The organism is Streptococcus mitis (assembly GCF_023109105.1).
Lineage (GTDB): Bacteria > Bacillota > Bacilli > Lactobacillales > Streptococcaceae > Streptococcus > Streptococcus mitis_BW.
In genome coordinates this window covers 1-24335 of sequence record NZ_JALDTZ010000019.1, presented here as the reverse complement: position 1 = coordinate 24335, position 24335 = coordinate 1, and the positions used below count along the sequence as shown (strand labels likewise).

The window sequence follows — 24335 nt, the reverse complement described above, 5'->3', positions numbered from 1 at the left end:
AGTAAAATTCTCTACAAAAACGGAAGTAATCTTTTTGATTTTATAGTAGGGTTCGACAGTTAATAATTGAAAAGTCAAATTTTATTTTTTAGATTGGATATCTGTAAAAATATCATTGTACTTTTTAAGAATAGTGGATTTGTTCTTGATGACATAATCTGAATCTTCAGTAGCAACATTGATTTCTGTCATAGCCTTCATATTTTTATTGGTTTTAGCATTTTTACGAATAGGTCTGATTGTAGTTTCAGTTCCTAGTTTATCCTGGATTTCTTGAGAAAGGAGGAAATCGATAAATTTTTTAGCATTGTCCATGTGTTTGGCATTTTTGACGATAGCCGCGTTACCAGGTAAAAAGACGGTACCTTCTTTTGGATAAATAACTTTTACATCAACTCCGTCGTTTAAGAGTTTTAAGGCAGGATCTTCATAGGTGAGTCCTACAGCCATTTCTCCATCGGCGACGGCTTTATAAACATTCGAAGAACTAGATACAATTTTTCCATCTACTAGGGTAAATAGATTTTTCACATAGGTCCAAGCTTGTTCATTTTCGTATCCACCTTGATCCACAAGCATATTTGTTAATTGAGCAAAGGCACTTGAAGCGTTACTTGGATCAGCAGTAGCGATTTTTCCTTTTAATTTGGGATTGAGTAGATCATTGTAGCCTTCAATTTTAATATCTTTTGTAAGAGCTGAATTGGCAATGATAACACTGACATCCAGTGTATAAGGTGTGTAGAATCCTGTTTTATTTTGATATTCAGGGATTATCTGGTCGTTTTCTTGGGAAATATAAGGTTCAAAAAGTTTTTCGTTAGAAGAGAAGAGGGCATAGGAGCCTCCGAAAATGACATCGGCTACTGGGGATTCTTTTTCGGCCTCAGCTTTTTTGAACAATTCACCAGTGCTGGCTTGTACTAAATCAACCTTAATACCATATTTTTCTTCGAAGGCTGGGATTGTTTCTTCGATAAGATCTTCAGGGTTAGGTGAATAGATAACCAAAGTGTTATTCGAATCTGTTTCAGTGCTAGTTTCCGCTCCTATAGCTGAAGAACATCCTGATAAAGTAAGCAATATCCAACCACAAGAGAGAAAGAATAGTAGTTTTTTCATAAGAGACTCCTTTTTTACGAACGTTTTCACTCTACATTTTTATAACGTTTATAATTTGTAGAGTCCTATAGAATATAATAAAAACCTTAAAGAAATCTAAAATAGAAAATAGGAATTAAGCTCCTAGAGTAAGGATGCGTGAACAGTGGATAGGATTTCGATGGTAAGTATAAAATAAAAAGATTGCTACAATAGAGTTGAGCAATCCTTTTACATCAATGATTTTTATTCATAAGTTTTAATTCTTTTGGAGATATATGAAGATATTTTTTAAACACTTTGGCAAAATATTTATAGTCTGAAAATCCAACTTGCTCAGAGATGTCGCTTAGGGGGGAGTTGGGAGATTCGGCCATTTTATCTATAGCTTGTTTGAGGCGATAGCGTAAGATATATTCATTTAGCGTCATGGGGAAGTCTTCTTTGATAACCTTATATAGATAACTTTCGCTATACCCCAGCGATTCTGCTAGTTTAGTAATAGTAAAATGTTCTGCATAGTGCGTGTGGACAAAGGAGATAATTTGCTGAATGATTTGGTTCTGTGTATCAACTTGTTGGATAGAGGTGAGTAAAGTTTGATATTCTTCTAAAAAAGGAGTTTCTTGATAGGTGCTAACTTGTAATCGCAAAACAATGTTTTGAAGACATTCTGTTAATTCCTTGGTATCAATTGGTTTAGATAGGAAATCAATCGCGCCATATTGCATGGCTTTTTTGGCATTTTGAAAATCGTTATAACCTGATAAAATAACTTTTTCATAAGAAAGGGTACGAGTGGCTTCGAACATCATAAAAGCATCCATAACTGGCATTGTGATGTCTGTTAAGACAATATGAGGCTCTTTTTCTTGGATGAGTTTCATTCCCTCTTGACCGTGACTGGCAGTTCCTACAACTTGGATGCTTAAGGCAGAGTAGTCTACAGCAATCTCTAGCCATTTTCGAATGAGGTGTTCATCTTCTACGATAATGAGCTTAAACATGAGTTAGTCCTTTCGTTACAAATTTGACCCAAGTTTCTCCTTGGCGATTGACTCCTAGATCTAGCTGAACATCAGGAAAGAAATTGCTCAACCGTTTGTAGCTGTTAACAATGCCATGCTGGGTATGAGGGCTATCTAAAGAGTCTAAAATAGCGAGTCGCTCTTGTTTTGTGAGTCCTCCAGCATTATCCTTGACCCAAAAAGTCAGAGAATTTGCTTCCAAGGTAATTTGGATATCAATATGAAGATCAATACGGTATTGCATCCCATATTTTATAGCATTTTCTACCAGAGGAAGCAAGAAAAGTTTAGGAATAGGTTGATTATCGACACTTTCTGGACAGACAATATCATAGGAAAAGTGCTCGAAACGAATCTTGTGAATAATAAGGTAATCCTCTATAATCTTTAAATCTTGACAAATGGTTGTTTCTTTTTCTAAATCAGTGATACTGTAGCGAAGAATGCGCGTGAGATTTTGAATCAGGTCTTGTGTGAGGCTTGCATCCATTAAAGAAGTGATTTTAATCGTTTCAAGTGTATTGTAGAGAAAATGAGGATTGAACTGAGCTTCCAGCATTTTTCTTTCAAAAATCCACTTTTCTTTTTCGATGGTCAACATTTTCTGATGAAGTTGATCTAATTCATACAACATATTATTAATTTTTTCGGCCATAAATTCAAACTCATCACCTGTTTGTAGATAAAGCCTTTTTTCTGCTTGTTTGGGAATTTCTTGAAGTTGGTAAACTAAACTTTCAATAGGAACAGCGTTGTGTGTAGCAATCTTATGAGCAATTCGTCTTGCTTGCCAGAAGTAGAGGAAGAATATACATAAGGTGAGAATGGAGGCTAGGCCGAGTAAGCTAGGAATAGGAAAGAAGGATTGAAAAGTATAGATTGAAAAAATAGCACCGACTTTTTCTTTTTGAACAATAAGCGGTTCATTCGCATACCAGTGGGTGCGAGAGTGTAGGAGCTTTTCATCAAATTTTTCAAGAGTGGAACGAGTAAATTGATTTGTATTGTTGGAAAACATATTTCCAAAGCTATCGGTAATGATGTATTTAGAATTGATCATTGGGAAACTTGAGATGAAATCATTCTCATTTACGAAAGCAATAGTATAGGCTTTAACTCGTTGGTTTTGAAGTAGTGGTTTGATAAAGAGTGTGTAGTGTTGCTTGTCTGAAGAGAGTGCAATTTTTTCTGTAACTTTATCTTGAGAAGGATTTTGAATGAGCAGTTTTAGATAGTAGGGTGCTAAAATACTTTCTTGATGATTTCGATTGGTACTAAATAGTAATTCACCTGTATCACTTAGGATAATGAGATCAGAACTAAGTTTTAATTTAGCTTTTGTCTCGTAAAATAAGCTAAAGACTTCTCGCTCTGTGTGTTTGCCATTCAAAAATCCAGGAATCATTTTAAAGTTCATAGTGGTCAGGAGCTCATTATTTGCTTCTTTCATCTCTTGAACCTGTTTGACAATCTGTCTCGTGTCTTTGGAGAGTTGTTGCTTTTGTAAAAAATAGGAAAAACCAAAAAGTAAAATGAGTAGTAAAAGAGAGGTCACAAAGGCTGCGATAGAGCTTCTATGGAGAATTTCTTTTTGGAGAGATTTTTTAAAGGAATGAGACATCTGCTACCTCCTTGGAAGGGTTTTCTGTTATAAGTATAGCAGTTTAAAAATTCTAGAGCAAGGTAAAATAGAAAAGTATAGAATAGAACGAGACCAAATTCCCTCAAAAATGGTATAATAGTAACATCACAAAATTGGAGAGAGACCATGAGTTTTTACAATCATAAAGAAATTGAGCCTAAGTGGCAGGGCTACTGGGCAGAACATCATACATTTAAGACAGGGACAGATGCATCAAAACCGAAGTTTTATGCGCTTGACATGTTCCCTTATCCGTCTGGAGCGGGTCTGCACGTAGGACACCCAGAAGGTTATACTGCAACCGATATCCTCAGCCGTTACAAACGTGCGCAAGGCTACAATGTTCTTCACCCAATGGGTTGGGATGCTTTTGGTTTGCCTGCAGAGCAATACGCTATGGATACAGGTAATGACCCAGCAGAATTTACAGCGGAAAATATTGCCAACTTCAAACGCCAAATCAATGCGCTTGGATTTTCTTATGACTGGGATCGTGAAGTTAACACGACAGATCCAAATTATTACAAGTGGACTCAATGGATTTTCACTAAGCTTTACGAAAAAGGATTGGCCTATGAAGCGGAAGTGCCAGTAAACTGGGTTGAGGAATTGGGAACAGCCATCGCAAACGAAGAGGTCCTTCCTGATGGAACTTCTGAGCGTGGAGGTTATCCAGTTGTCCGCAAACCAATGCGCCAATGGATGCTCAAAATAACGGCCTATGCGGAGCGTTTGCTTAACGACTTAGATGAACTTGATTGGCCAGAGTCTATCAAGGACATGCAACGCAACTGGATTGGTAAATCAACTGGTGCTAATGTAACTTTTAAAGTTAAGGGAACAGACAAGGAATTCACAGTCTTTACCACTCGTCCTGATACTCTTTTCGGTGCGACTTTCACCGTTTTGGCTCCTGAGCATGAACTAGTAGATGCCATCACAAGCACAGAGCAAGCAGAAGCAGTAGCAGACTACAAACACCAAGCTAGCCTCAAGTCTGACTTGGCTCGTACAGACCTTGCCAAAGAAAAAACAGGGGTTTGGACTGGTGCTTATGCCATCAACCCTGTCAATGGTAAGGAAATTCCAATCTGGATTGCGGACTATGTTCTTGCTAGTTACGGAACAGGTGCGGTAATGGCTGTGCCAGCCCACGATCAACGTGACTGGGAATTTGCCAAACAATTTGACCTTCCAATCGTAGAGGTGCTGGAAGGAGGAAATGTAGCAGAAGCTGCCTACACAGAAGATGGCCTTCATGTCAATTCAGACTTCCTAGATGGACTCAACAAAGAAGAAGCGATTGCTAAGATTGTGGCTTGGTTGGAAGAAAAAGGCTGTGGACAAGAGAAGGTTACCTACCGTCTCCGCGACTGGCTCTTTAGCCGTCAACGTTACTGGGGTGAGCCAATTCCTATCATTCATTGGGAAGATGGGACATCAACAGCTGTCCCTGAAAGTGAATTGCCACTTGTCTTGCCTGTAACCAAGGACATCCGTCCTTCAGGTACTGGTGAAAGTCCACTAGCTAACTTGACAGATTGGCTTGAAGTGACTCGTGAAGATGGTGTTAAAGGTCGTCGTGAAACCAACACCATGCCACAATGGGCAGGTTCAAGCTGGTACTACCTCCGCTATATCGATCCACACAATACTGAGAAATTGGCTGATGAGGACCTTCTCAAACAATGGTTGCCAGTAGATATCTACGTTGGTGGTGCAGAGCATGCCGTTCTTCACTTGCTTTACGCTCGTTTCTGGCACAAATTCCTCTATGACCTCGGTGTTGTTCCAACTAAGGAACCATTCCAAAAACTCTTTAACCAAGGAATGATTTTGGGAACAAGCTACCGTGACCACCGTGGGGCTCTTGTGGCAACCGATAAGGTTGAAAAACGTGACGGTTCTTTCTTCCATGTGGAAACAGGGGAAGAGTTGGAGCAAGCGCCAGCCAAGATGTCTAAATCGCTCAAGAACGTTGTCAATCCAGATGATGTGGTGGAACAATACGGTGCTGACACCCTTCGTGTCTATGAAATGTTCATGGGACCACTCGATGCTTCAATCGCTTGGTCAGAAGAAGGTCTGGAAGGAAGCCGTAAATTCCTTGACCGTGTTTACCGTTTGATTACAAGCAAGGAAATTGTTGCAGAAAACAATGGCTCTCTCGACAAGGTTTACAACGAAACCGTTAAAGCTGTCACAGAGCAAATAGAATCATTGAAATTCAACACAGCCATTGCTCAACTTATGGTCTTTGTAAATGCGGCTAACAAGGAAGAAAAACTTTATGTAGACTACGCCAAAGGCTTTATCCAATTGATTGCCCCATTTGCTCCTCACTTGGCAGAAGAACTCTGGCAAACAGTTGCAGCAACAGGTGAGTCCATCTCTTACATGGCTTGGCCAACTTGGGACGAAAGTAAATTGGTTGAAGATGAAATTGAAATTGTCGTCCAAATCAAAGGTAAAGTACGTGCCAAACTCATGGTCGCTAAAGACCTATCACGCGAAGAATTGCAAGAAATAGCACTCGCTGATGAAAAAGTCAAAGCTGAAATTGACGGTAAGGAAATCGTGAAAGTGATTAGTGTACCTAATAAGCTTGTGAATATTGTGGTGAAATAAGAGGCTCTTTGTTAACTGTAGTGGGTTGAAGAAAAGCTATGCTCTATAAAGGACACATTTCGTCCTTTCTTTTTTGATGTTCAGAGCGATAAAAATCCGTTTTTTGAAGTTTTCAAAGTTTCGAAATCCAAAGGCATTTCGCTTGATAAGTTTGATGAGATTATTGGTCGCTTCCAATTTGGCGTTAGAATAGGGTAACTGAAGGGCGTTGATAATCTTGTCTTTATTCTGGAAAAAAGTTTTAAAGACAGTCTGAAAAAGAGGATGAATCTGCTTTAGATTGTCCTCAATGAGTCCGAAAAATTTCTCCAGCTCCTTATTCTGAAAGTGAAAAAGCAAGATCTGATAGAGATCACAGTGGTGTTTCAAGTCTTCTGAATAGCTCAAAAGCTTGTCTAGAATCTCCTTATTCGTCAAGTGCATACGAAAAGTAGGGCGATAAAAACGTTTATCGCTGAGTTTAGGACTATCCTGTTGGATGAGTTTCCAATATCGCTTGATAGCCTTGTATTCATGAGACTTTCGCTCAAACTTATTCATGATTTGAACACGCACACGACTCATAGCACAGCTTAGATGTTGGAGTAAAACAGTCCAGTGGCCTGTTTCAGCCTGAGCCTAGAAATTCGAAAGCGAAGCTGTTTAGCCAAGTCATAGTAAGGACTAAACATATCCATAGTAATGATTTTCACTCGACATCGGACGGCTCTATCATATTTAAGAAAGTGATTTCGGATGACAGCTTGTGTCCTGCCCTCAAGAACAGTGTTGATATTGAGATTATCAAAATCTTGCGCAATGAAACTCATCTACATCTCCCGATTGAAACAGTCACTTCCCTGACTGTTTCAACGTCCCAAGACATAATCTCACGAAGACGAGAAAAATCATGTTTAAAGTGAAAGTCATTGAGCTTTCGAATGACAGTTGAAGTTGAGATGGCTAGCTGATGAGCAATATCGGTCATAGAAGTTTTTCAATCAACTTTTGAGCAATCTTTTGGTTGATGATACGAGGGATTTGATGATTTTTCTTGACGAGGGAAGTCTCAGCGACAGCCTTTTTTGAGCACTGATAGCACTTAAAACGGCGTTTTTTCAGAAGGATTCTAGTAGGCATACCAGTCGTTTCGAGGTAAGGAACCTTAGACGATTTTTGAAAATCATATTTCTTCATTAGACTTCCACAATCAGGACAGGATGGGGCATTATAATTTAGTTTAGCGATGATTTCTTTGTTTGTATCTTATTGATGATGTCTAAAATCTGGATATTAGGGTCTTTAATGTCTAGTAATTTTGTGATAAAATGTAATTGTTCCATATGAATCTTTCTAATGATGCTTTGGTTGCTTTTCGTTATAGATCTTATGGGACTTTTTTTCTACAACAGAATAGGCTCCATAATATCCATAGGGGATTTACCCACTACAAATATTATAGAGCCGTAAAATCAGGGTTCTCCTGATTTTTTGCTAGCTAGAGGAGATTAAACGGATGTTAAATGAGATAAGAAACTATCTAGCCTTTGCTGGTTTGCAGTATCGTAATCCAGATAAAGCAGGAGAAGAGCGAGAGAAAATGCTGGAGTTCCGCCACAAAGGTCAAGAGGCTCGAAAGACTTTTACAGAACTGGCTAAAGCCTTTCAAGCAAGTCATCCAGAATGGCTACTCCAACAGACTAGCCAGTGGATGAATCAGGCGCAGCGCTTGCGACCACACTTCTGGGTTTATCTACAGCGTGAGGGGAAACTGACAGAACCTATGTTGTCCCTTCGTTTGTATGGAGTACCCTCTGATTTTGGTGTTTCACTAGAAGTTAGTTTTATCGAGCGCAAGAAAGATGAGCAAACTTTAGGCAAGCAGTCCAAAGTTTTAGAAGTTCCAGTGGTAGAAGGGATTTATTATCTAGCCTACTCTGATGGTCAAAGTCAAAAGATAGAGGCTACTGAGGAAAATCGCCGTACTTTGCGTGAGAAGGTAAGCAGTCAAGAAATCCGAAAAGTTTTAGTGAAGGCAGATGTTTCTTTTATAGAAACTCAATCATTAGAAACGATTTTAGAAGAATTAGAAGAAGCTTATGAACGCTTACTTCCCTACTATCAGGCGACTAGAGAGTAGAAAACAAATGACTTATATAGAGTCGAATTGTTTGATTGCTATTCTATGTATTTTTTCATATAATAGTAAAATAGAATGTGTGATTTAGTAATCACCTCAAATAGAAAGGAAATTCTATGTCAAATCTATCTGTTAATGCAATTCGTTTCCTAGGTATTGACGCCATTAATAAAGCCAACTCAGGTCACCCAGGTGTGGTTATGGGAGCGGCTCCAATGGCTTATAGCCTCTTTACAAAACAACTTCGTATCAATCCAGCTCAACCAAACTGGATCAACCGCGACCGCTTTATTCTCTCAGCTGGTCATGGTTCAATGCTTCTTTATGCCCTTCTTCACCTTTCTGGTTTTGAAGATGTCAGCATGGATGAAATCAAGAGCTTCCGTCAATGGGGTTCAAAAACACCAGGTCACCCAGAATTTGGTCATACAGCAGGAATTGATGCTACTACTGGACCTCTAGGGCAAGGGATTTCAACTGCCACTGGTTTTGCCCAGGCAGAACGTTTCTTGGCAGCTAAATATAACCGTGAAGGCTATAATATCTTTGACCACTATACTTATGTTATCTGTGGAGACGGAGACTTGATGGAAGGTGTTTCAAGCGAGGCGGCTTCTTACGCTGGTTTGCAAAAACTTGATAAATTGGTTGTTCTTTATGATTCAAATGACATCAACTTAGATGGTGAGACAAAGGATTCCTTTACAGAAAGTGTTCGTGACCGTTACAATGCCTACGGTTGGCATACTGCCTTGGTAGAAGATGGAACAGATTTGGAAGCCATCCATGCTGCTATCGAAACAGCTAAAGCTTCAGGTAAACCATCTTTGATTGAAGTGAAGACTGTAATTGGATACGGTTCTCCAAATAAACAGGGAACTAATGCTGTACACGGTGCCCCTCTTGGAGCAGATGAAACTGCAGCAACTCGTCAATCACTTGGTTGGGACTATGAACCGTTTGAAATCCCAGCTGAAGTTTATGCAGATTTCAAGGAAAATGTTGCAGACCGTGGCGCATCAGCTTATCAAGCTTGGGAAAAATTAGTTGCTGACTATAAAGAAGCGCATCCAGAATTGGCTGCAGAAGTAGAAGCTATCATCGACGGACGTGATCCAGTTGAAGTGACTCCAGCAGATTTCCCAGCCTTAGAAAATGGTTTCTCTCAAGCAACTCGTAACTCGAGTCAGGATGCCTTGAACGTTGTAGCTGCTAAGTTGCCAACCTTCTTAGGAGGTTCAGCTGACCTAGCTCACTCAAATATGACTTACATCAAGACTGACGGACTTCAAGACGATGCCAATCGCTTGAACCGTAACATTCAGTTTGGTGTTCGTGAATTTGCCATGGGAACGATCTTGAACGGGATGGCCCTTCATGGTGGACTTCGTGTGTACGGTGGTACTTTCTTCGTCTTCTCTGACTATGTGAAGGCAGCTGTCCGCTTGTCAGCCTTGCAAGGACTTCCTGTGACTTATGTCTTTACCCATGATTCTATTGCAGTTGGGGAAGACGGTCCTACTCATGAACCAGTTGAGCATTTAGCAGGTCTTCGTGCTATGCCAAATCTAAATGTTTTCCGCCCAGCAGATGCGCGTGAAACTCAAGCAGCTTGGTACCTTGCAGTGACAAGTGAGAAAACACCAACTGCCCTTGTCTTGACACGTCAAAACTTGACTGTTGAAGAGGGAACAGACTTCGACAAGGTTGCTAAAGGTGCCTATGTCGTTTATGAAAATGCAGCAGACTTTGATACCATCTTGATTGCGACAGGTTCAGAGGTCAATCTTGCTGTCTCAGCAGCTAAAGAATTGGCTAGTCAAGGCGAAAAAGTCCGCGTAGTCAGCATGCCATCTACAGATGTCTTTGATAAACAAGATGCAGCTTACAAGGAAGAAATTCTTCCAAATGCGGTCCGCCGTCGTGTTGCAGTCGAAATGGGTGCAACTCAAAACTGGTACAAATATGTTGGACTAGATGGTGCCGTTCTTGGTATTGATACCTTTGGAGCCTCTGCTCCAGCACCAAAAGTATTGGCAGAATATGGCTTTACTGTAGAAAATCTTGTAAAAGTTGTTCAAGACTTGAAATAATCCTAAAAATCAGGGCGCAAGCTCTGGTTTTTCTTACTAGAAAAGCAAGGTACGACCTTGTAAAAGTAGCTGAAATTTGATATAGTAGTCCTATGTAAAAGACAAAGGAGAAGAAAATGAATCCAAATTATACATTTTTAATTATGTTGGTCCTTATGGTGGGCTTGATGTTCTTTACGCAACGCTCTCAAAAGAAACAAGCACAAAAACGTATGGAAAGCTTAAATAAACTACAAAAAGGCTACGAAGTGATTACAATCGGTGGACTTTACGGAACAGTCGATGAAGTAGATACTGAGAAAAGAACAATTGTTCTTGATGTAGATGGAGTTTACTTGACTTTTGAACTAGCTGCTATCAAGACAGTATTACCGCTGAAAGAAACAGCTTCACTAGAAGGCGCAATTGAAAAATAAGACGGGATCACTAACTCCCGTTTTTCTATAAAGGAAAGGAAATGGGATGAAAAAACTAGTCTTTGTCTGTCTGGGAAATATTTGTCGCAGCCCTATGGCCGAGTTTGTGATGAAGTCCATGACGAGTGATTATCAAATTGAGAGTCGAGTAACTTCCTCTTGGGAACATGGCAATCCGATTCATAAGGGAACGCAAGGGATTTTCCAGCAGTATCAGATTCCTTATGACAAAGACAAAACATCGCTTCAGATTAGTAAGGAAGATTTTGAAGCCTTTGATTATATTATCGGAATAGACGCTTCAAATATTTCTGATTTACGTCAGATGTGTCCATCAGACTTGCAACATAAGATTTACTCATTTGCATCTGAAAGTGTTCCAGATCCTTGGTATACAGGAGATTTTGAAGAAACCTATCGACGTGTTCAAGAAGGGTGCCGAGCTTGGTTAGAACGTTTAGAAAAGGAGAGTGAAGATGGAAAATCTTAAGAATTTTTACGAAAAGTATCGTGTCTATCTGACTCGTCCACTTTTAGAGACTCTAGCAGTAGTTGCTATTGTTTTCTGTGCTGTACTCGTCTTTTTTCTAAATATTCCCGGAAAAGGTGTTCTAAAGCTTGATAATGGAACTATTGTTTACGACGGCAGTCTTGTCCGTGGTAAAATGAATGGCCAAGGTACCATTACTTTCCAAAATGGAGACCAATATACAGGTGGTTTCAATAATGGAGCCTTCAATGGAAAAGGTACTTTTCAATCTAAAGAAGGCTGGACCTACGAAGGTGATTTTGTAAATGGACAGGCTGAAGGAAAAGGGAAACTAACAACCGAACAAGAAGTTGTTTATGAAGGAACTTTTAAACAAGGTGTTTTTCAACAAAAATAAAGCCTCCTTATCAAAGGAGGTATTGTTAGAATTTTTAAGTAAGCGCTTACTTTGAAATTCTTTATTTTCCAACCTACTCTTCCAAGCAAGTTTGTGAAATAAAAAATCTTTGAAATAAATTTCACAAACTTTAAAGAAAAAACTTGATAGGCAAAGATAATGATAAAAATTTCACAAGAAACTAAAAATTCTTTGTGAAATGTTTATGAAACTGTTTACAAAGTTGAAATAATGCGTTATAATAAACTTGTGAAAAGATTAACAAAGGATTAAATCCTTGAAAGCTATGGAGGAAAATATGGCTGATAAAAAAACTGTGACACCAGAGGAAAAGAAACTCGCTGCTGAAAAGCATGTCGATGGATTGGTGCAAAAAGCTTTAGTTGCTCTTGAAGAAATGCGTAAGTTGGATCAAGAGCAGGTTGACTACATTGTAGCAAAAGCGTCAGTGGCAGCTTTGGATGCCCACGGAGAATTAGCTTTACATGCCTTTGAAGAAACAGGACGTGGTGTATTTGAAGACAAAGCAACTAAGAACTTGTTTGCTTGTGAACACGTAGTAAACAACATGCGCCACACTAAGACAGTTGGTGTTATTCAAGAAGATGATGTAACAGGATTGACTCTTATTGCTGAACCAGTTGGTGTTGTTTGTGGTATCACTCCAACAACAAACCCAACATCAACAGCGATTTTTAAGGCATTGATTTCATTGAAGACACGTAATCCAATCGTCTTTGCCTTCCACCCATCAGCTCAAGAATCATCAGCTCACGCAGCTCAAATCGTTCGTGATGCCGCGATTAAAGCAGGAGCTCCTGAAAACTGTGTACAGTGGATCACTGAACCATCTATGGAAGCAACTAGTGCCCTAATGAACCACGAAGGTATTGCAACAATCCTTGCAACAGGTGGTAATGCCATGGTTAAGGCTGCTTACTCATGTGGTAAACCAGCTCTTGGGGTAGGTGCCGGAAACGTTCCAGCTTATGTTGAAAAATCAGCAAACATCCGCCAAGCTGCTCACGATATCGTCATGTCTAAATCATTTGACAACGGTATGGTCTGCGCATCTGAACAAGCGGTTATCATTGATAAAGAAATTTATGATGAATTTGTAGCAGAGTTCAAATCTTACCACACTTACTTTGTAAATAAAAAAGAAAAAGCTCTTCTTGAAGAATTCTGCTTCGGTGTGAAAGCAAATAGCAAAAACTGTGCTGGTGCAAAATTGAACGCTGACATCGTTGGTAAACCAGCAACTTGGATTGCAGAACAAGCAGGATTTACTGTTCCAGAAGGAACAAACATTCTTGCTGCAGAATGTAAAGAAGTTGGTGAAAATGAGCCATTGACTCGTGAAAAATTGTCACCAGTTATCGCAGTTTTGAAATCTGAAAGCCGTGAAGATGGTATTACTAAGGCTCGTCAGATGGTTGAATTTAACGGTCTTGGTCACTCAGCAGCTATCCACACAGCTGACGAAGAATTGACTAAAGAATTTGGTAAAGCTGTTAAAGCTATTCGTGTTATCTGTAACTCACCTTCTACTTTCGGTGGTATCGGGGATGTTTATAATGCCTTCTTGCCATCATTGACACTCGGATGTGGTTCTTACGGACGTAACTCAGTTGGGGATAACGTTAGCGCCATTAACCTCTTGAATATCAAAAAAGTCGGAAGACGGAGAAATAACATGCAATGGATGAAACTTCCTTCAAAAACATACTTTGAACGTGATTCAATTCAATACCTTCAAAAATGTCGTGACGTTGAGCGTGTCATGATCGTTACTGACCACGCTATGGTAGAGCTTGGCTTCCTTGATCGTATCATCGAACAACTTGACCTTCGTCGCAATAAGGTTGTTTACCAAATCTTTGCTGATGTAGAACCAGATCCAGATATCACTACAGTTGAACGTGGTACTGAGATCATGCGTGCTTTCAAACCAGATACAATCATCGCTCTTGGTGGTGGATCACCAATGGATGCTGCTAAAGTAATGTGGCTCTTCTACGAGCAACCAGAAGTGGACTTCCGTGACCTTGTACAAAAATTCATGGATATCCGTAAACGTGCCTTCAAATTCCCATTGCTTGGTAAGAAGACTAAATTCATCGCGATCCCAACTACATCTGGTACAGGATCTGAAGTAACTCCATTTGCCGTTATCTCTGATAAAGCAAACAACCGTAAATACCCAATCGCTGACTACTCATTGACACCAACTGTGGCAATCGTAGACCCTGCTTTGGTATTGACAGTTCCAGGATCTGTTGCTGCTGATACTGGTATGGACGTATTGACTCACGCGACTGAAGCTTACGTATCACAAATGGCTAGCGACTACACTGACGGACTTGCTCTTCAAGCTATCAAACTTGTATTCGAAAACCTTGAAAGCTCAGTTAAGAATGCAGACTTCCACTCACGTGAGAAAATGCATAACGCTTCAACAATCGCTGGTATGGCCTTTGCGAATGCCTTCCTAGGTATTTCTCACTCAATGGCTCACAAGATTGGTGCGCAATTCCACACAGTTCACGGACGTACAAATGCAATCTTGCTTCCATACGTTATCCGCTACAACGGTACTCGCCCAGCTAAGACAGCTACATGGCCTAAGTACAACTACTACCGTGCAGACGAGAAATATCAAGATATCGCTCGTATGCTTGGACTTCCAGCTTCTACACCAGAAGAAGGGGTTGAATCTTTCGCAAAAGCTGTTTACGAACTCGGTGAGCGCGTAGGTATCCAAATGAACTTCAAAGCACAAGGTGTTGACGAAAAAGAATGGAAAGAACATTCACGTGAATTGGCCTTCCTTGCTTATGAAGATCAATGTTCACCTGCAAACCCACGTCTTCCAATGGTTGACCATATGCAAGAAATCATCGAAGATGCTTACTATGGCTATAAAGAAAGACCAGGACGCCGTAAATAATTGTTATCAGCCTAGAGGCAGGAATTTCCTGTCTCTTTTTTGTACATTTTTTTGAAAAATGGTATAATAAACGCATATATTTATTTGAAAATCAAATCTTTTATAATCATGCGAGGGGCAAGTGAACAAGATAAATGATCTAGGGGAAAAGGTAAAACTTCTTAGAGAGGAGAAAGGGCTTAGTCGTCCAGTTTTTTGTGGAGATGAGTCAGAACTGTCAGTTCGTCAGTTAGTGCGCATTGAAAAAGGAGAATTTCGCCCGACGATAAAAACCCTAGAATATATAGCGAATAGGCTAGATATTCCAACCTATATTCTGATGCCAGACTATAAGGAATTACCCAAGCGTTACCAAGAATTAAAATACTTTCTTCTTCATCATCCTGACTATGGAGATAAGGAGTTGCAGGAGCAGAAGGAAGAATATTTCGATGAGATTTTTGAGAATTTTTATGATGATTTGCCACGTGATGAAAAAGTGCTAGTGGATTGTCTTCAAGCCATAGATGCAGTGAGAGCGACTAGTAATTCCTTATACGGAAGCAGTGTGATTGAGGGCGGTCTTCAAGACTTACTATCCAGAGATGTATATAAAGCGGAGGATCTATTAAGACTGAGGTTGTATTTTGCATGTAACTTAATGGATGGTTTGAAAGCGGGTGAAATAAAAGAATCTGAGTATGAGAATATTCTTTATTTTCATGAGAAACTAAGTTCGCAGATTGATAAGATAGAATTTGATTGTTTATACTTACTTAGAGACCTTGTTAGCTTCTTTAACTTGTATAGAAATTATGGGGGTGTTTCATTATTTTAAGAGAGCAGTTGACACCTTAAATAAAATAGGGCAGAAAACACGAGATTTTCAAAAACAACCGATTGTCTTGATGGTGGAGTGGAAATATTATATTCAGACAGATTATGATACAGCAAAACAAAAGTATGAAGAAGCAAAAATGATGGCAAGGATGTTTGGCAATAAGCAGTTAATAGTTAGTTTAGATAATGAATGGGCCGAGGACCTAGAAAGGTATCGTTAAATGGTTTATAGAAGTGACATTTCTGTCATTGGGGGAATGTCGCTTTTTTGTTACAATGAATTCGTAAAAAAGAGAAAGGAATTCTTTGATTCCTTTTGAATCTAATCTTGTTAAATATAGAATTTATGGTTATATCACATCACAAGTGACTAAAGGAGGTACCTATGTCCATTTTGTCCATTAAAAATATTTCAAAATTTTACGCTTTGGACGGCAAACATAAAGAGCAAGCTTTAAAGAATATAAACCTGCAGATTGCAAAAGGGAAAATTACAGCGATTTACGGTCCGTCAGGCTGTGGCAAAACCAGTCTACTAAATATCATTAGTGGGTTGGATAGAGAGTATGAGGGAGTTTTAGCTTTTAAAGGGGAGTCTCTCAGAGAACTATCGGAGATTGAATTGACTCAATTTCGCAAAGACAACATTGGTTTTGTCTTTCAAAACTTTAATCTCATTCCTCACCAGTCAGTTTTGGATAATGTTAAGTTGCCTCTCTATGTTAAAGATTTATCGGATAAAGAAATGACAAGGATAGCTCAAGAGCAACTAGTCAGTTTAGGAATGGAACCTTTTATGGCTAAAAATGTCAAGCAACTTTCTGGAGGGCAAAAGCAACGTGTAGCCATTGCGCGTGCTCTGGTCAATCAACCAGATATGATTGTAGCTGATGAGCCAACAGGGTCACTGGATTCCCAATCCCAAGAAATGGTATTAGAGGTATTTAAAAGTTTGGCCAAATCTGGGAAAACAGTACTGATTGTGACTCATAACCCAGAAGTAGCTGAATATGCAGATGTAATTATCAAAATGAAGGATGGTGAAGTCGTTGAAGAAGTCAAAAAATAAAGGATTATCCTTTAAAAATAAATTCAAACTTTCTTTGAGTAACTTTATGGAAAGAAAGTGGCGCAACTTACTAATTGCGGTGGCAACCTCGATTGGTTTTGTAGGCGTGTTGATTTCTTTTGGTCTAGGAAATGCCTTGATTTCGATGATCGATGAAAATACCAACAGTGGCAAGCTTCCTTCCCAAGTTCAGATTGCACTGAATTCCAGCGTTACTGGCCGAGGTTTCCTGAACCAAGATGATAAGAACTACATCACAGACACGATTGGGAAAGAAAATATTAAATATCTAGAAAGCCCTTTTAGCATGAGCATGTCAAAGATTAGCATAGACGGACAAGAAGTGGATTTTAGCCAAGCCATGCCTTCTTATGCTCAAGTCGTGAGTTTATATGAAGATACAAGTATTTCTGTTAGTAGCAATGAAAAAGAAAAAGTGCTAGCAGGCTCTCTTTATACGGATGTTAACGAGCAGGGATTAACGATTCCGATGAGTTTGCTTAAAAATTGGAATGAACAAACAGGGAAAAATCTGACAGCTAGTGATGTTATAGGCAAAACAGTATCGGTAAGTATTGTAGAAAATGGTGCTGAAGGTAGCAAGAATTCTCAATTTCAAACTCATATTGTGCGTGTGATCAATGATGAAGATGATATGGAGGACAGTAACAGTTTTATGCCAGCCTATCAAATGGAATCCATTTTGAAAGAAGCTGGATTTACAAAAGCTGTATCTTATTTTATCTTGGAACTCAAAGATCCATCACAGACAAAAGTGGTAACAGAAGAATTACAGAAAAATAAGAAGTATACAGTTATTTCTCAACAGAGAGTTCTTGATATTGTGATTACCTTTATTCGTGTCATTCAGGGATTATTGATTGTACTTTCCTCACAAGCTATTGTGGTAGCGGCGGTCATGATTGGTATCATTATTTACATCAATATCATGCAACGTTCTAAGGAAATAGGTGTCATGAAGGCAGTTGGGTATCAGAATCGTGATGTCAAAGGAATTTTTATTTACGAGGCTATCTGGATTGTAGGAATCGCCTTGCTACTAGCCTTCTTGGTTGCACAAGGAGTGGGAAGTTTGGCGAATGCGATTGTAAGTCACTTTTACCCATCCATCACTAAGGTTTTTGAATTAAATCTTTTATCTGTTTTAGGAACTCTAGTTTTCGCTCTATTGCTTGGCTATGTATCAGCCTACTTCCCAGCACGTAAGATTAGTAAAATGGATCCTGTAGAATCCTTACGCTATGAGTAGGGAAAGAAATTACAGAGGCTTTCTATCAAAAAGAAACTGACATAGAAAATCAAGGCCAGCGCTTGCAATTCAACTCAAATAGTTATATAATAGGTTTGTTGAAAGGTGATTTGTAGTGATTCAAGTTACTCTTTTCACAATAAAAATTTCATGATTTTCATAAGGAGGAAATCACTAATGGTAGTTAAAGTTGGTATTAACGGTTTCGGACGTATCGGTCGTCTTGCTTTCCGTCGTATCCAAAACGTAGAAGGTGTTGAAGTTACACGCATCAACGACCTTACAGATCCAGTTATGCTTGCACACTTGTTGAAATACGACACAACTCAAGGTCGTTTCGACGGTACTGTTGAAGTTAAAGAAGGTGGATTTGAAGTTAACGGTAAATTCGTTAAAGTTTCTGCTGAACGTGATCCAGAACAAATCGACTGGGCTACTGACGGTGTAGAAATCGTTCTTGAAGCTACTGGTTTCTTTGCTAAGAAAGAAGCAGCTGAAAAACACCTTAAAGGTGGAGCTAAAAAAGTTGTTATCACTGCTCCTGGTGGAAACGACGTTAAAACAGTTGTATTCAACACTAACCACGACGTTCTTGACGGTACTGAAACAGTTATCTCAGGTGCTTCATGTACTACAAACTGCTTGGCTCCAATGGCTAAAGCTCTTCAAGACAACTTTGGTGTTGTAGAAGGATTGATGACTACTATCCACGCTTACACTGGTGACCAAATGATTCTTGACGGACCACACCGTGGTGGTGACCTTCGCCGTGCTCGCGCTGGTGCTGTAAACATCGTTCCTAACTCAACTGGTGCTGCAAAAGCTATCGGTCTTGTAATCCCAGAATTGAACGGTAAATTGGACGGAGCTGCTCAACGTGTTCCTGTTCCAGCAGGTTCTGTAACTGAGTTGGTAGCAGTTCTTGAAAAGAACGTTACTGTTGATGAAGTGAACGCAGCTATGAAAGCAGCTTCAAACGAATCATACGGATACACTGAAGATCCAATCGTATCTTCAGATATCCTAGGTATGTCTTACGGTTCATTGTTTGACGCAACTCAAACTAAAGTTCTTGACGTTGACGGTAAACAATTGGTTAAAGTTGTATCATGGTACGACAACGAAATGTCATACACTGCACAACTTGTTCGTACTCTTGAATACTTCGCAAAAATCGCTAAATAATTCATGAGTCGATAAAAAGCAAGGCCTCTTGGTCTTGCTTTTCTTATATGGAAAAATGGATGACACGATCATCCATTCTTTTTTAATTCTTTTTCAAAAGTATCTGAAAGAGTAGTGAAGCTTAATTTCTCTAAAGTAAGCGGATGGGTAAAGGAAAGTCGAAAGGCATGAAGCATAAGCCGACTTGTCTTTGGTTTACTATTATAGAGAGGGTCACCCAAGATGGGGAAGTTATGATGAGAAAGGTGGACACGAATCTGATGGGTTCGCCCTGTCTTTAGTTTGCAACGGACAAGGGTTATTTTGTTGGGAAATTGCTTTAATCTGTTTACATGCGTTTCAGCATATTGCCCATTCTTTGTATCAACTACTCGTTTTCTGCGGTCATGGCGATCACGCCCAATTTTGTCTTTGAAAACAAGTTCTTTGCTTTTTATGTTTCCGTCAACAAGTGCCCAATATTCTCTAGCAATCTCTTTTTTCTCCAATAAGCGATTGAGAATAGGCAGGATAAAAGGATTTTTGGCAAAGAGAACTAAACCGCTGGTTTCCATGTCCAGACGATGAACGACATAGCAGGTTTGGCCAACGTAGGCACTGACATGGTTAAGAAGAGCAATTTCGTTTGGCTGATTAGCATGCGTTTTCATCCCCTCTGGTTTGTTCACAATAACTAAGTGTTGATCTTGATAAACTTCCTGAACGAGGTTTGGGTTGCCCCAAGGAATTTCTTTTTCGGGATAATCTTCCTCGTCAAAAGTTAACTGGCAAACATCTCCAGGATTTACGATTTCGTTCCAGTGGACTTCTTCTTGATTTATCAAAATATGTTTCTTGATTCTCAAAAAATGACGGATTTTTCTAGGGATGAGGAGTTGTTCCTCAAGTAATTGCTTTACCGTCATTTGAGGTAGAGAGTCTGGTAATGTAAATGTGAATTGCATACAGATATTGTAACAAAAAAAGCCCCATTTGGATAGGAAATAGCTAAATTCTTGTCTTCCTATGATGAAGATGATAAAATAAACGCATGAAATTAGATAAATTATTTGAGAAATTTCTTTCTCTTTTTAAAAAAGAAACAAGTGAATCAGAGGATTCTGATTCTACTGGCTTACGTCGTTCTCGCAGTGATAGAAAAAAATTAGCCCAAGTGGGTCCGATTCGAAAATTCTGGCGTCGCTATCATCTAACAAAGATTGTCCTTATACTAGGTTTGAGTGCAGGCTTGCTAGTTGGAACCTATTTGTTTGCTGTAGCTAAGTCAACCAATGTTAACGATTTGCAAAACGCCTTGAAAACTCGGACTATCATTTTTGACCGTGAAGAAAAAGAGGCTGGTGCCTTGTCTGGTCAAAAGGGAACCTATGTTGAATTGACTGATATCAGTAAAATTTTGCAGAATGCTGTTATTGCGACAGAAGACCGTTCTTTCTATAAAAATGATGGAATTAACTATGGTCGTTTCTTCTTGGCTATTGTCACTGCTGGACGTTCAGGTGGTGGATCTACTATTACCCAGCAGCTAGCTAAAAACGCCTATTTGTCACAGGATCAAACTGTTGAGAGAAAAGCGAAAGAATTCTTCCTTGCCTTAGAATTAACAAAAAAATATAGTAAGGATCAGATCTTAACCATGTACCTTAACAATGCTTATTTTGGAAATGGTGTGTGGGGTGTAGAAGATGCGAGTAAGAAATACTTTGGAGTTTCTGCATCAGAAGTGAGTTTGGATCAAGCTGCAACTCTGGCAGGGATGCTCAAGGGGCCGGAACTGTATAATCCCTTAAACTCCGTAGAAGATTCTACCAATCGGCGCGATACTGTTTTGCAGAATATGGTTGCAGCAGGATATATTGATAAAAATCAAGAAACCGAAGCAGCAGAAGTTGATATGACTTCGCAATTGCACGATAAGTATGAAGGAAAAATCTCAGATTACCGCTATCCTTCTTACTTTGATGCGGTGGTTAACGAAGCCGTTTCCAAGTATAATCTAACAGAGGAAGAAATTGTCAATAATGGCTACCGCATTTATACAGAGCTGGACCAAAACTATCAAGCAAATATGCAGGTTGTCTATGAAAATACATCGCTATTTCCGAGGGCAGAGGATGGAACATTTGCTCAATCAGGAAGTGTAGCTCTTGAACCGAAAACAGGGGGAGTTCGTGGGGTTGTCGGTCGGATTGCTGACAATGATAAGACTGGATTCCGGAATTTCAATTATGCAACTCAATCAAAACGTAGCCCTGGTTCTACAATTAAGCCTTTAGTTGTTTATACGCCAGCAGTTGAAGCAGGCTGGGCTTTGAATAAGAAGTTGGATAACCATACCATGCAGTATGACAGCTATAAGGTTGATAACTATGCAGGAATCAAAACGAGTCGAGAAGTTCCCATGTATCAAGCCTTGGCAGAATCGCTTAATCTGCCCGCTGTTGCCACTGTTAATGATTTGGGCGTTGATAAGGCTTTTGAGGCGGGCGAAAAATTCGGACTCAACATGGAAAAGGTCGATCGTGTTCTTGGCGTCGCCTTGGGAAGCGGTGTTGAAACCAATCCTCTGCAAATGGCTCAAGCATATGCTGCCTTTGCAAATGAAGGATTAATGCCTGAAGCTCATTTTATTAGTATAATTGAAAATGCTAGTGGTCAGGTTATTGCCAGCCATAAAAATTCACAAAAACGGGTGATTGATAAGTCTGTGGCTGACAAGATGACCAGTATGATGTTGGGTACATTCACCAACGGAACGGGAATTAGTTCATCGCCTGCAGACTATGTCATGGCAGGGAAAACTGGTACAACCGAAGCAGTTTTCAATCCAGAATACACAAGTGACCAGTGGGTAATTGGTTATACTCCAGATGTAGTGATTAGTCACTGGCTTGGTTTTCCGACCACTGATGAAAATCACTATCTAGCAGGATCTACTTCAAACGGTGCAGCTCATGTCTTCAGAAATATTGCAAATACCATTTTACCTTATACCCCAGGAAGTACCTTTACAGTTGAAAATGCATATAAGAAAAATGGAATTGCACCAGCTAACACAAAAAGACAAGTACAAACTAATGATAATAGCCAGACAGATGATAATTTGTCTGATATTCGAGGACGTGCGCAAAGTCTAGTAGATGAGGCTAGTCGGGCTATCTCGGATGCGAAGATTAAAGAAAAGGCTCAAACAATATGGGATTCGGTAGTCAATCTATTTCGATAAGATGCTTGTCAAAGCCTAGCTTTCTTGTTATAATAGATAAGATGGAGGCGTTATGGCACTAAAAAAAGCAAGCCTAGCTTGTGCGGTTTGTGGTTCGAGAAACTATTCAATTAAAATCAGCGGAAATCCCAAGCCAACACGACTAGAAGTAAATAAATTTTGTAAGCATTGTGGTAAGTACACTACACACAGAGAAACGAGATAGGAGAGAGCGATGCGTTTTATTGGAGATATTTTTAGACTTCTTAAAGACACAACATGGCCAACTCGCAAGGAAAGCTGGAGAGATTTTCGTTCTATCATGGAATACACTGCTTTCTTTGTAGTAATTATTTACATTTTTGACCAGTTGATTGTTTCAGGTTTGATTCGATTTATTAACATTTTTTAGAAGGTTAGTGGAGTTAATTACACTAGAAATCTTCTATTTATGAAAGGAAATATCATGGATAGTTTTGATAAAGGGTGGTTTGTTTTACAAACTTATTCTGGTTATGAAAATAAGGTAAAAGAAAATCTATTGCAACGTGCACAAACCTACAATATGTTGGATAATATTTTACGTGTTGAAATTCCAACACAAACAGTGCAAGTTGAAAAAAATGGAAAGAGAAAAGAAGTAGAAGAAAATCGCTTTCCAGGTTATGTTCTTGTAGAAATGGTCATGACAGATGAAGCTTGGTTTGTCGTTCGAAACACACCAAATGTTACAGGATTTGTCGGATCACACGGGAATAGATCAAAACCAACTCCATTATTGGAACAAGAAATTCGTGACATTTTGGTATCTATGGGACAAACTGTTCAAGAATTTGATTTCGATGTTGAGGTTGGTCAAACTGTACGTATTATTGATGGTGCTTTTGCAGATTATACTGGTAAGATTACAGAGATTGATAACAACAAAGTGAAGATGATTATCTCTATGTTTGGTAATGACACAGTTGCAGAAGTAAACCTAAACCAAATTGCAGAATTATAACCCCAAAGAGAGGCATGCCCTCTCTTTTTTGTGCAGTTGAGACGGTGTAGGGGACAGAATGGAAGAAAAGGTCCAAAAGTGTTTCTGAATCTGTTAGACTGTATCTAGAAAGGGGAATAGAATGTTTAAAACATTATATGAAGAAGTCCAAGGAATTGTATACAAGTGTAGAAATGAATACTACCTTCATTTATGGGAGCTATCGGATTGGGACCAAGAGGGAATGATTTGCTTATATGAATTGATTAGTAAAGAAGAAGGGTTGGTAGAAGATATTTCTCGTTTGAGGAAATACTTCAAAACTAAGTTCCGGAATCGAATTCTAGACTATATCCGTAAGCAAGAAAGTCAAAAACGGAGATATGATAAAGAACCCTATGAAGAAGTAGGTGAGATTAGCCATCGTATCAGTGAGGGAGGACTCTGGCTGGATGATTATTATCTCTTTCATGAGACACTAAGCAATTATAGAAGAAAAGAAAGTAAAGACAAACAAGAAGAGTTAGAACGCGTCTTAAGAAATGAACGCTTCCGAGGACGTCAAAGAGTGCTAAGGGACTTACGTATTGTGTTTAAAGAGTTTGACATCCGTACACACTAGGAAGCTATGCAAAAATAATTAAAAAAAATATAAAAAAGTAGTTGACAAGTTAGAAAAAGTCGGTATAATAGTAAGAGTTGAAAAAACCAACTCAGGTCCGTTGGTCAAGGGGTTAAGACACCGCCTTTTCACGGCGGTAACACGGGTTCGAATCCCGTACGGACTATGGTATGTTACGGATGAAACACTTGATGAAAAAAGTTTTAAAAAAGTTTCAAGAAAGTGTTGACAAGCGAAAGCGACTGTGATATACTAATATAGTTGTCACTTGAGAGAGATTGAGTGACAAAGACCTTTGAAAACTGAACAAGACGAACCA

At 39.2% G+C, this 24335-nt stretch carries 19 protein-coding genes, 1 tRNA gene and 2 pseudogenes; 17 read left to right on the top strand and 5 right to left on the bottom strand.

Going from position 1 to position 24335, the window contains the following annotated elements; all coding sequences use genetic code 11:
* Nucleotides 1–81 precede the first annotated feature (81 nt).
* The 3 genes from M1F37_RS09085 to M1F37_RS09075 all read right to left on the bottom strand — a co-directional run bounded on the left by M1F37_RS09085 (nt 82) and on the right by M1F37_RS09075 (nt 3750).
* Nucleotides 82–1122, bottom strand: coding sequence for an ABC transporter substrate-binding protein (locus tag M1F37_RS09085; RefSeq protein WP_247935552.1), 1041 nt, complete (start codon nt 1120–1122; stop codon nt 82–84).
* Nucleotides 1123–1337: 215 nt separating this feature from the next.
* A complete protein-coding gene (locus tag M1F37_RS09080) occupies nt 1338–2108 on the bottom strand; it encodes a response regulator transcription factor (RefSeq protein ID WP_247935551.1) in 771 nt (256 codons plus the stop codon).
* Entirely contained in the window at nt 2101–3750 is a 1650-nt protein-coding gene (locus tag M1F37_RS09075) for a sensor histidine kinase (protein WP_247935550.1), read from the bottom strand. Before M1F37_RS09075 ends, M1F37_RS09080 begins: the two co-directional genes overlap by 8 nt.
* A gap of 147 nt (nt 3751–3897) precedes the next feature.
* On the opposite strand from M1F37_RS09075, the gene leuS reads away from it, so the two are divergent.
* Nucleotides 3898–6399 carry a leucine--tRNA ligase gene (gene leuS, locus M1F37_RS09070; protein WP_247935549.1) on the top strand — a complete coding sequence of 834 codons (2502 nt, stop codon included), beginning with the start codon at nt 3898–3900 and terminating at the stop codon, nt 6397–6399.
* Between the two features lie 36 nt (nt 6400–6435).
* On the opposite strand, the pseudogene M1F37_RS09065 reads toward leuS, so the two are convergent.
* Nucleotides 6436–7721, bottom strand: a pseudogene (locus M1F37_RS09065) (ISL3 family transposase).
* Between the two features lie 173 nt (nt 7722–7894).
* On the opposite strand from M1F37_RS09065, the gene M1F37_RS09060 reads away from it, so the two are divergent.
* From M1F37_RS09060 to gap, 10 genes and pseudogenes are all read left to right on the top strand, one after another.
* On the top strand, nt 7895–8518 hold the full coding sequence (locus tag M1F37_RS09060; RefSeq protein WP_247935548.1) for a ribonuclease P: 624 nt from the start codon (nt 7895–7897) through the stop codon (nt 8516–8518).
* A gap of 116 nt (nt 8519–8634) precedes the next feature.
* A complete protein-coding gene (gene tkt, locus M1F37_RS09055; protein WP_247935547.1) occupies nt 8635–10611 on the top strand; it encodes a transketolase in 1977 nt (658 codons plus the stop codon).
* 116 nt (nt 10612–10727) lie between these two features.
* Entirely contained in the window at nt 10728–11027 is a 300-nt protein-coding gene (yajC, locus tag M1F37_RS09050; RefSeq protein WP_247935546.1) for a preprotein translocase subunit YajC, read from the top strand.
* A 46-nt stretch (nt 11028–11073) separates the two neighbouring features.
* The gene (locus M1F37_RS09045) at nt 11074–11517 is read left to right on the top strand and encodes a low molecular weight protein-tyrosine-phosphatase (protein ID WP_247935545.1); all 444 of its coding nucleotides are present in this window, start codon (nt 11074–11076) and stop codon (nt 11515–11517) included.
* Nucleotides 11504–11914: an MORN repeat-containing protein gene (locus M1F37_RS09040; RefSeq protein WP_173875736.1), complete on the top strand. Its 411-nt coding sequence runs from the start codon at nt 11504–11506 to the stop codon at nt 11912–11914. The genes M1F37_RS09045 and M1F37_RS09040 overlap by 14 nt, the downstream gene beginning before the upstream one ends.
* A gap of 298 nt (nt 11915–12212) precedes the next feature.
* Nucleotides 12213–14864, top strand: a complete 2652-nt coding sequence (adhE, locus tag M1F37_RS09035; protein WP_247935544.1) for a bifunctional acetaldehyde-CoA/alcohol dehydrogenase — start codon at nt 12213–12215, stop codon at nt 14862–14864.
* A 121-nt stretch (nt 14865–14985) separates the two neighbouring features.
* A pseudogene (locus M1F37_RS09030) lies at nt 14986–15904 on the top strand (XRE family transcriptional regulator).
* Between the two features lie 164 nt (nt 15905–16068).
* Complete coding sequence (locus M1F37_RS09025; RefSeq protein WP_247935543.1) at nt 16069–16752, top strand: ABC transporter ATP-binding protein; 684 nt, start codon at nt 16069–16071, stop codon at nt 16750–16752.
* A complete protein-coding gene (locus M1F37_RS09020) occupies nt 16721–18022 on the top strand; it encodes an ABC transporter permease (protein ID WP_247935542.1) in 1302 nt (433 codons plus the stop codon). The genes M1F37_RS09025 and M1F37_RS09020 overlap by 32 nt, the downstream gene beginning before the upstream one ends.
* 177 nt (nt 18023–18199) lie before the next feature.
* Entirely contained in the window at nt 18200–19207 is a 1008-nt protein-coding gene (gene gap, locus M1F37_RS09015) for a type I glyceraldehyde-3-phosphate dehydrogenase (protein WP_000260686.1), read from the top strand.
* 68 nt (nt 19208–19275) lie between these two features.
* Here the strand turns inward: gap and M1F37_RS09010 are convergent, their stop codons facing one another.
* The gene (locus M1F37_RS09010; RefSeq protein ID WP_348771864.1) at nt 19276–20151 is read right to left on the bottom strand and encodes an RluA family pseudouridine synthase; all 876 of its coding nucleotides are present in this window, start codon (nt 20149–20151) and stop codon (nt 19276–19278) included.
* Between the two features lie 86 nt (nt 20152–20237).
* Here M1F37_RS09010 and pbp2a point away from each other — a divergent pair, with 86 nt between their 5' ends.
* The 6 genes from pbp2a (at nt 20238) to M1F37_RS08980 (ending at nt 24182) form a co-directional block, all read left to right on the top strand.
* Nucleotides 20238–22433: a penicillin-binding protein PBP2A gene (gene pbp2a / locus M1F37_RS09005; RefSeq protein WP_247935541.1), complete on the top strand. Its 2196-nt coding sequence runs from the start codon at nt 20238–20240 to the stop codon at nt 22431–22433.
* Between the two features lie 52 nt (nt 22434–22485).
* On the top strand, nt 22486–22638 hold the full coding sequence (gene rpmG, locus M1F37_RS09000) for a 50S ribosomal protein L33 (protein WP_001809375.1): 153 nt from the start codon (nt 22486–22488) through the stop codon (nt 22636–22638).
* Between the two features lie 9 nt (nt 22639–22647).
* Nucleotides 22648–22824 carry a preprotein translocase subunit SecE gene (secE, locus tag M1F37_RS08995; RefSeq protein ID WP_001210991.1) on the top strand — a complete coding sequence of 59 codons (177 nt, stop codon included), beginning with the start codon at nt 22648–22650 and terminating at the stop codon, nt 22822–22824.
* 54 nt (nt 22825–22878) lie between these two features.
* On the top strand, nt 22879–23415 hold the full coding sequence (gene nusG / locus M1F37_RS08990) for a transcription termination/antitermination protein NusG (RefSeq protein ID WP_000376739.1): 537 nt from the start codon (nt 22879–22881) through the stop codon (nt 23413–23415).
* A 121-nt stretch (nt 23416–23536) separates the two neighbouring features.
* A complete protein-coding gene (locus tag M1F37_RS08985; RefSeq protein WP_247935540.1) occupies nt 23537–24016 on the top strand; it encodes a sigma-70 family RNA polymerase sigma factor in 480 nt (159 codons plus the stop codon).
* 94 nt (nt 24017–24110) lie between these two features.
* Nucleotides 24111–24182, top strand: a tRNA-Glu gene (locus M1F37_RS08980).
* Nucleotides 24183–24335 lie beyond the last annotated feature (153 nt).

Excerpts from the sequence above, each read along its gene's own strand:
- M1F37_RS09085 (WP_247935552.1), bottom strand. The coding sequence starts at position 1,122 with ATGAAAAAACTACTATTCTTTCTCTCTTGTGGTTGGATATTGCTTACT.
- M1F37_RS09080 (WP_247935551.1), bottom strand. The coding sequence starts at position 2,108 with ATGTTTAAGCTCATTATCGTAGAAGATGAACACCTCATTCGAAAATGG.
- M1F37_RS09075 (WP_247935550.1), bottom strand. The coding sequence starts at position 3,750 with ATGTCTCATTCCTTTAAAAAATCTCTCCAAAAAGAAATTCTCCATAGA.
- leuS (WP_247935549.1), top strand. The coding sequence starts at position 3,898 with ATGAGTTTTTACAATCATAAAGAAATTGAGCCTAAGTGGCAGGGCTAC.
- M1F37_RS09060 (WP_247935548.1), top strand. The coding sequence starts at position 7,895 with ATGTTAAATGAGATAAGAAACTATCTAGCCTTTGCTGGTTTGCAGTAT.
- tkt (WP_247935547.1), top strand. The coding sequence starts at position 8,635 with ATGTCAAATCTATCTGTTAATGCAATTCGTTTCCTAGGTATTGACGCC.
- yajC (WP_247935546.1), top strand. The coding sequence starts at position 10,728 with ATGAATCCAAATTATACATTTTTAATTATGTTGGTCCTTATGGTGGGC.
- M1F37_RS09045 (WP_247935545.1), top strand. The coding sequence starts at position 11,074 with ATGAAAAAACTAGTCTTTGTCTGTCTGGGAAATATTTGTCGCAGCCCT.
- M1F37_RS09040 (WP_173875736.1), top strand. The coding sequence starts at position 11,504 with ATGGAAAATCTTAAGAATTTTTACGAAAAGTATCGTGTCTATCTGACT.
- adhE (WP_247935544.1), top strand. The coding sequence starts at position 12,213 with ATGGCTGATAAAAAAACTGTGACACCAGAGGAAAAGAAACTCGCTGCT.
- M1F37_RS09025 (WP_247935543.1), top strand. The coding sequence starts at position 16,069 with ATGTCCATTTTGTCCATTAAAAATATTTCAAAATTTTACGCTTTGGAC.
- M1F37_RS09020 (WP_247935542.1), top strand. The coding sequence starts at position 16,721 with ATGGTGAAGTCGTTGAAGAAGTCAAAAAATAAAGGATTATCCTTTAAA.
- gap (WP_000260686.1), top strand. The coding sequence starts at position 18,200 with ATGGTAGTTAAAGTTGGTATTAACGGTTTCGGACGTATCGGTCGTCTT.
- M1F37_RS09010 (WP_348771864.1), bottom strand. The coding sequence starts at position 20,151 with ATGCAATTCACATTTACATTACCAGACTCTCTACCTCAAATGACGGTA.
- pbp2a (WP_247935541.1), top strand. The coding sequence starts at position 20,238 with ATGAAATTAGATAAATTATTTGAGAAATTTCTTTCTCTTTTTAAAAAA.
- rpmG (WP_001809375.1), top strand. The coding sequence starts at position 22,486 with ATGGCACTAAAAAAAGCAAGCCTAGCTTGTGCGGTTTGTGGTTCGAGA.
- secE (WP_001210991.1), top strand. The coding sequence starts at position 22,648 with ATGCGTTTTATTGGAGATATTTTTAGACTTCTTAAAGACACAACATGG.
- nusG (WP_000376739.1), top strand. The coding sequence starts at position 22,879 with ATGGATAGTTTTGATAAAGGGTGGTTTGTTTTACAAACTTATTCTGGT.
- M1F37_RS08985 (WP_247935540.1), top strand. The coding sequence starts at position 23,537 with ATGTTTAAAACATTATATGAAGAAGTCCAAGGAATTGTATACAAGTGT.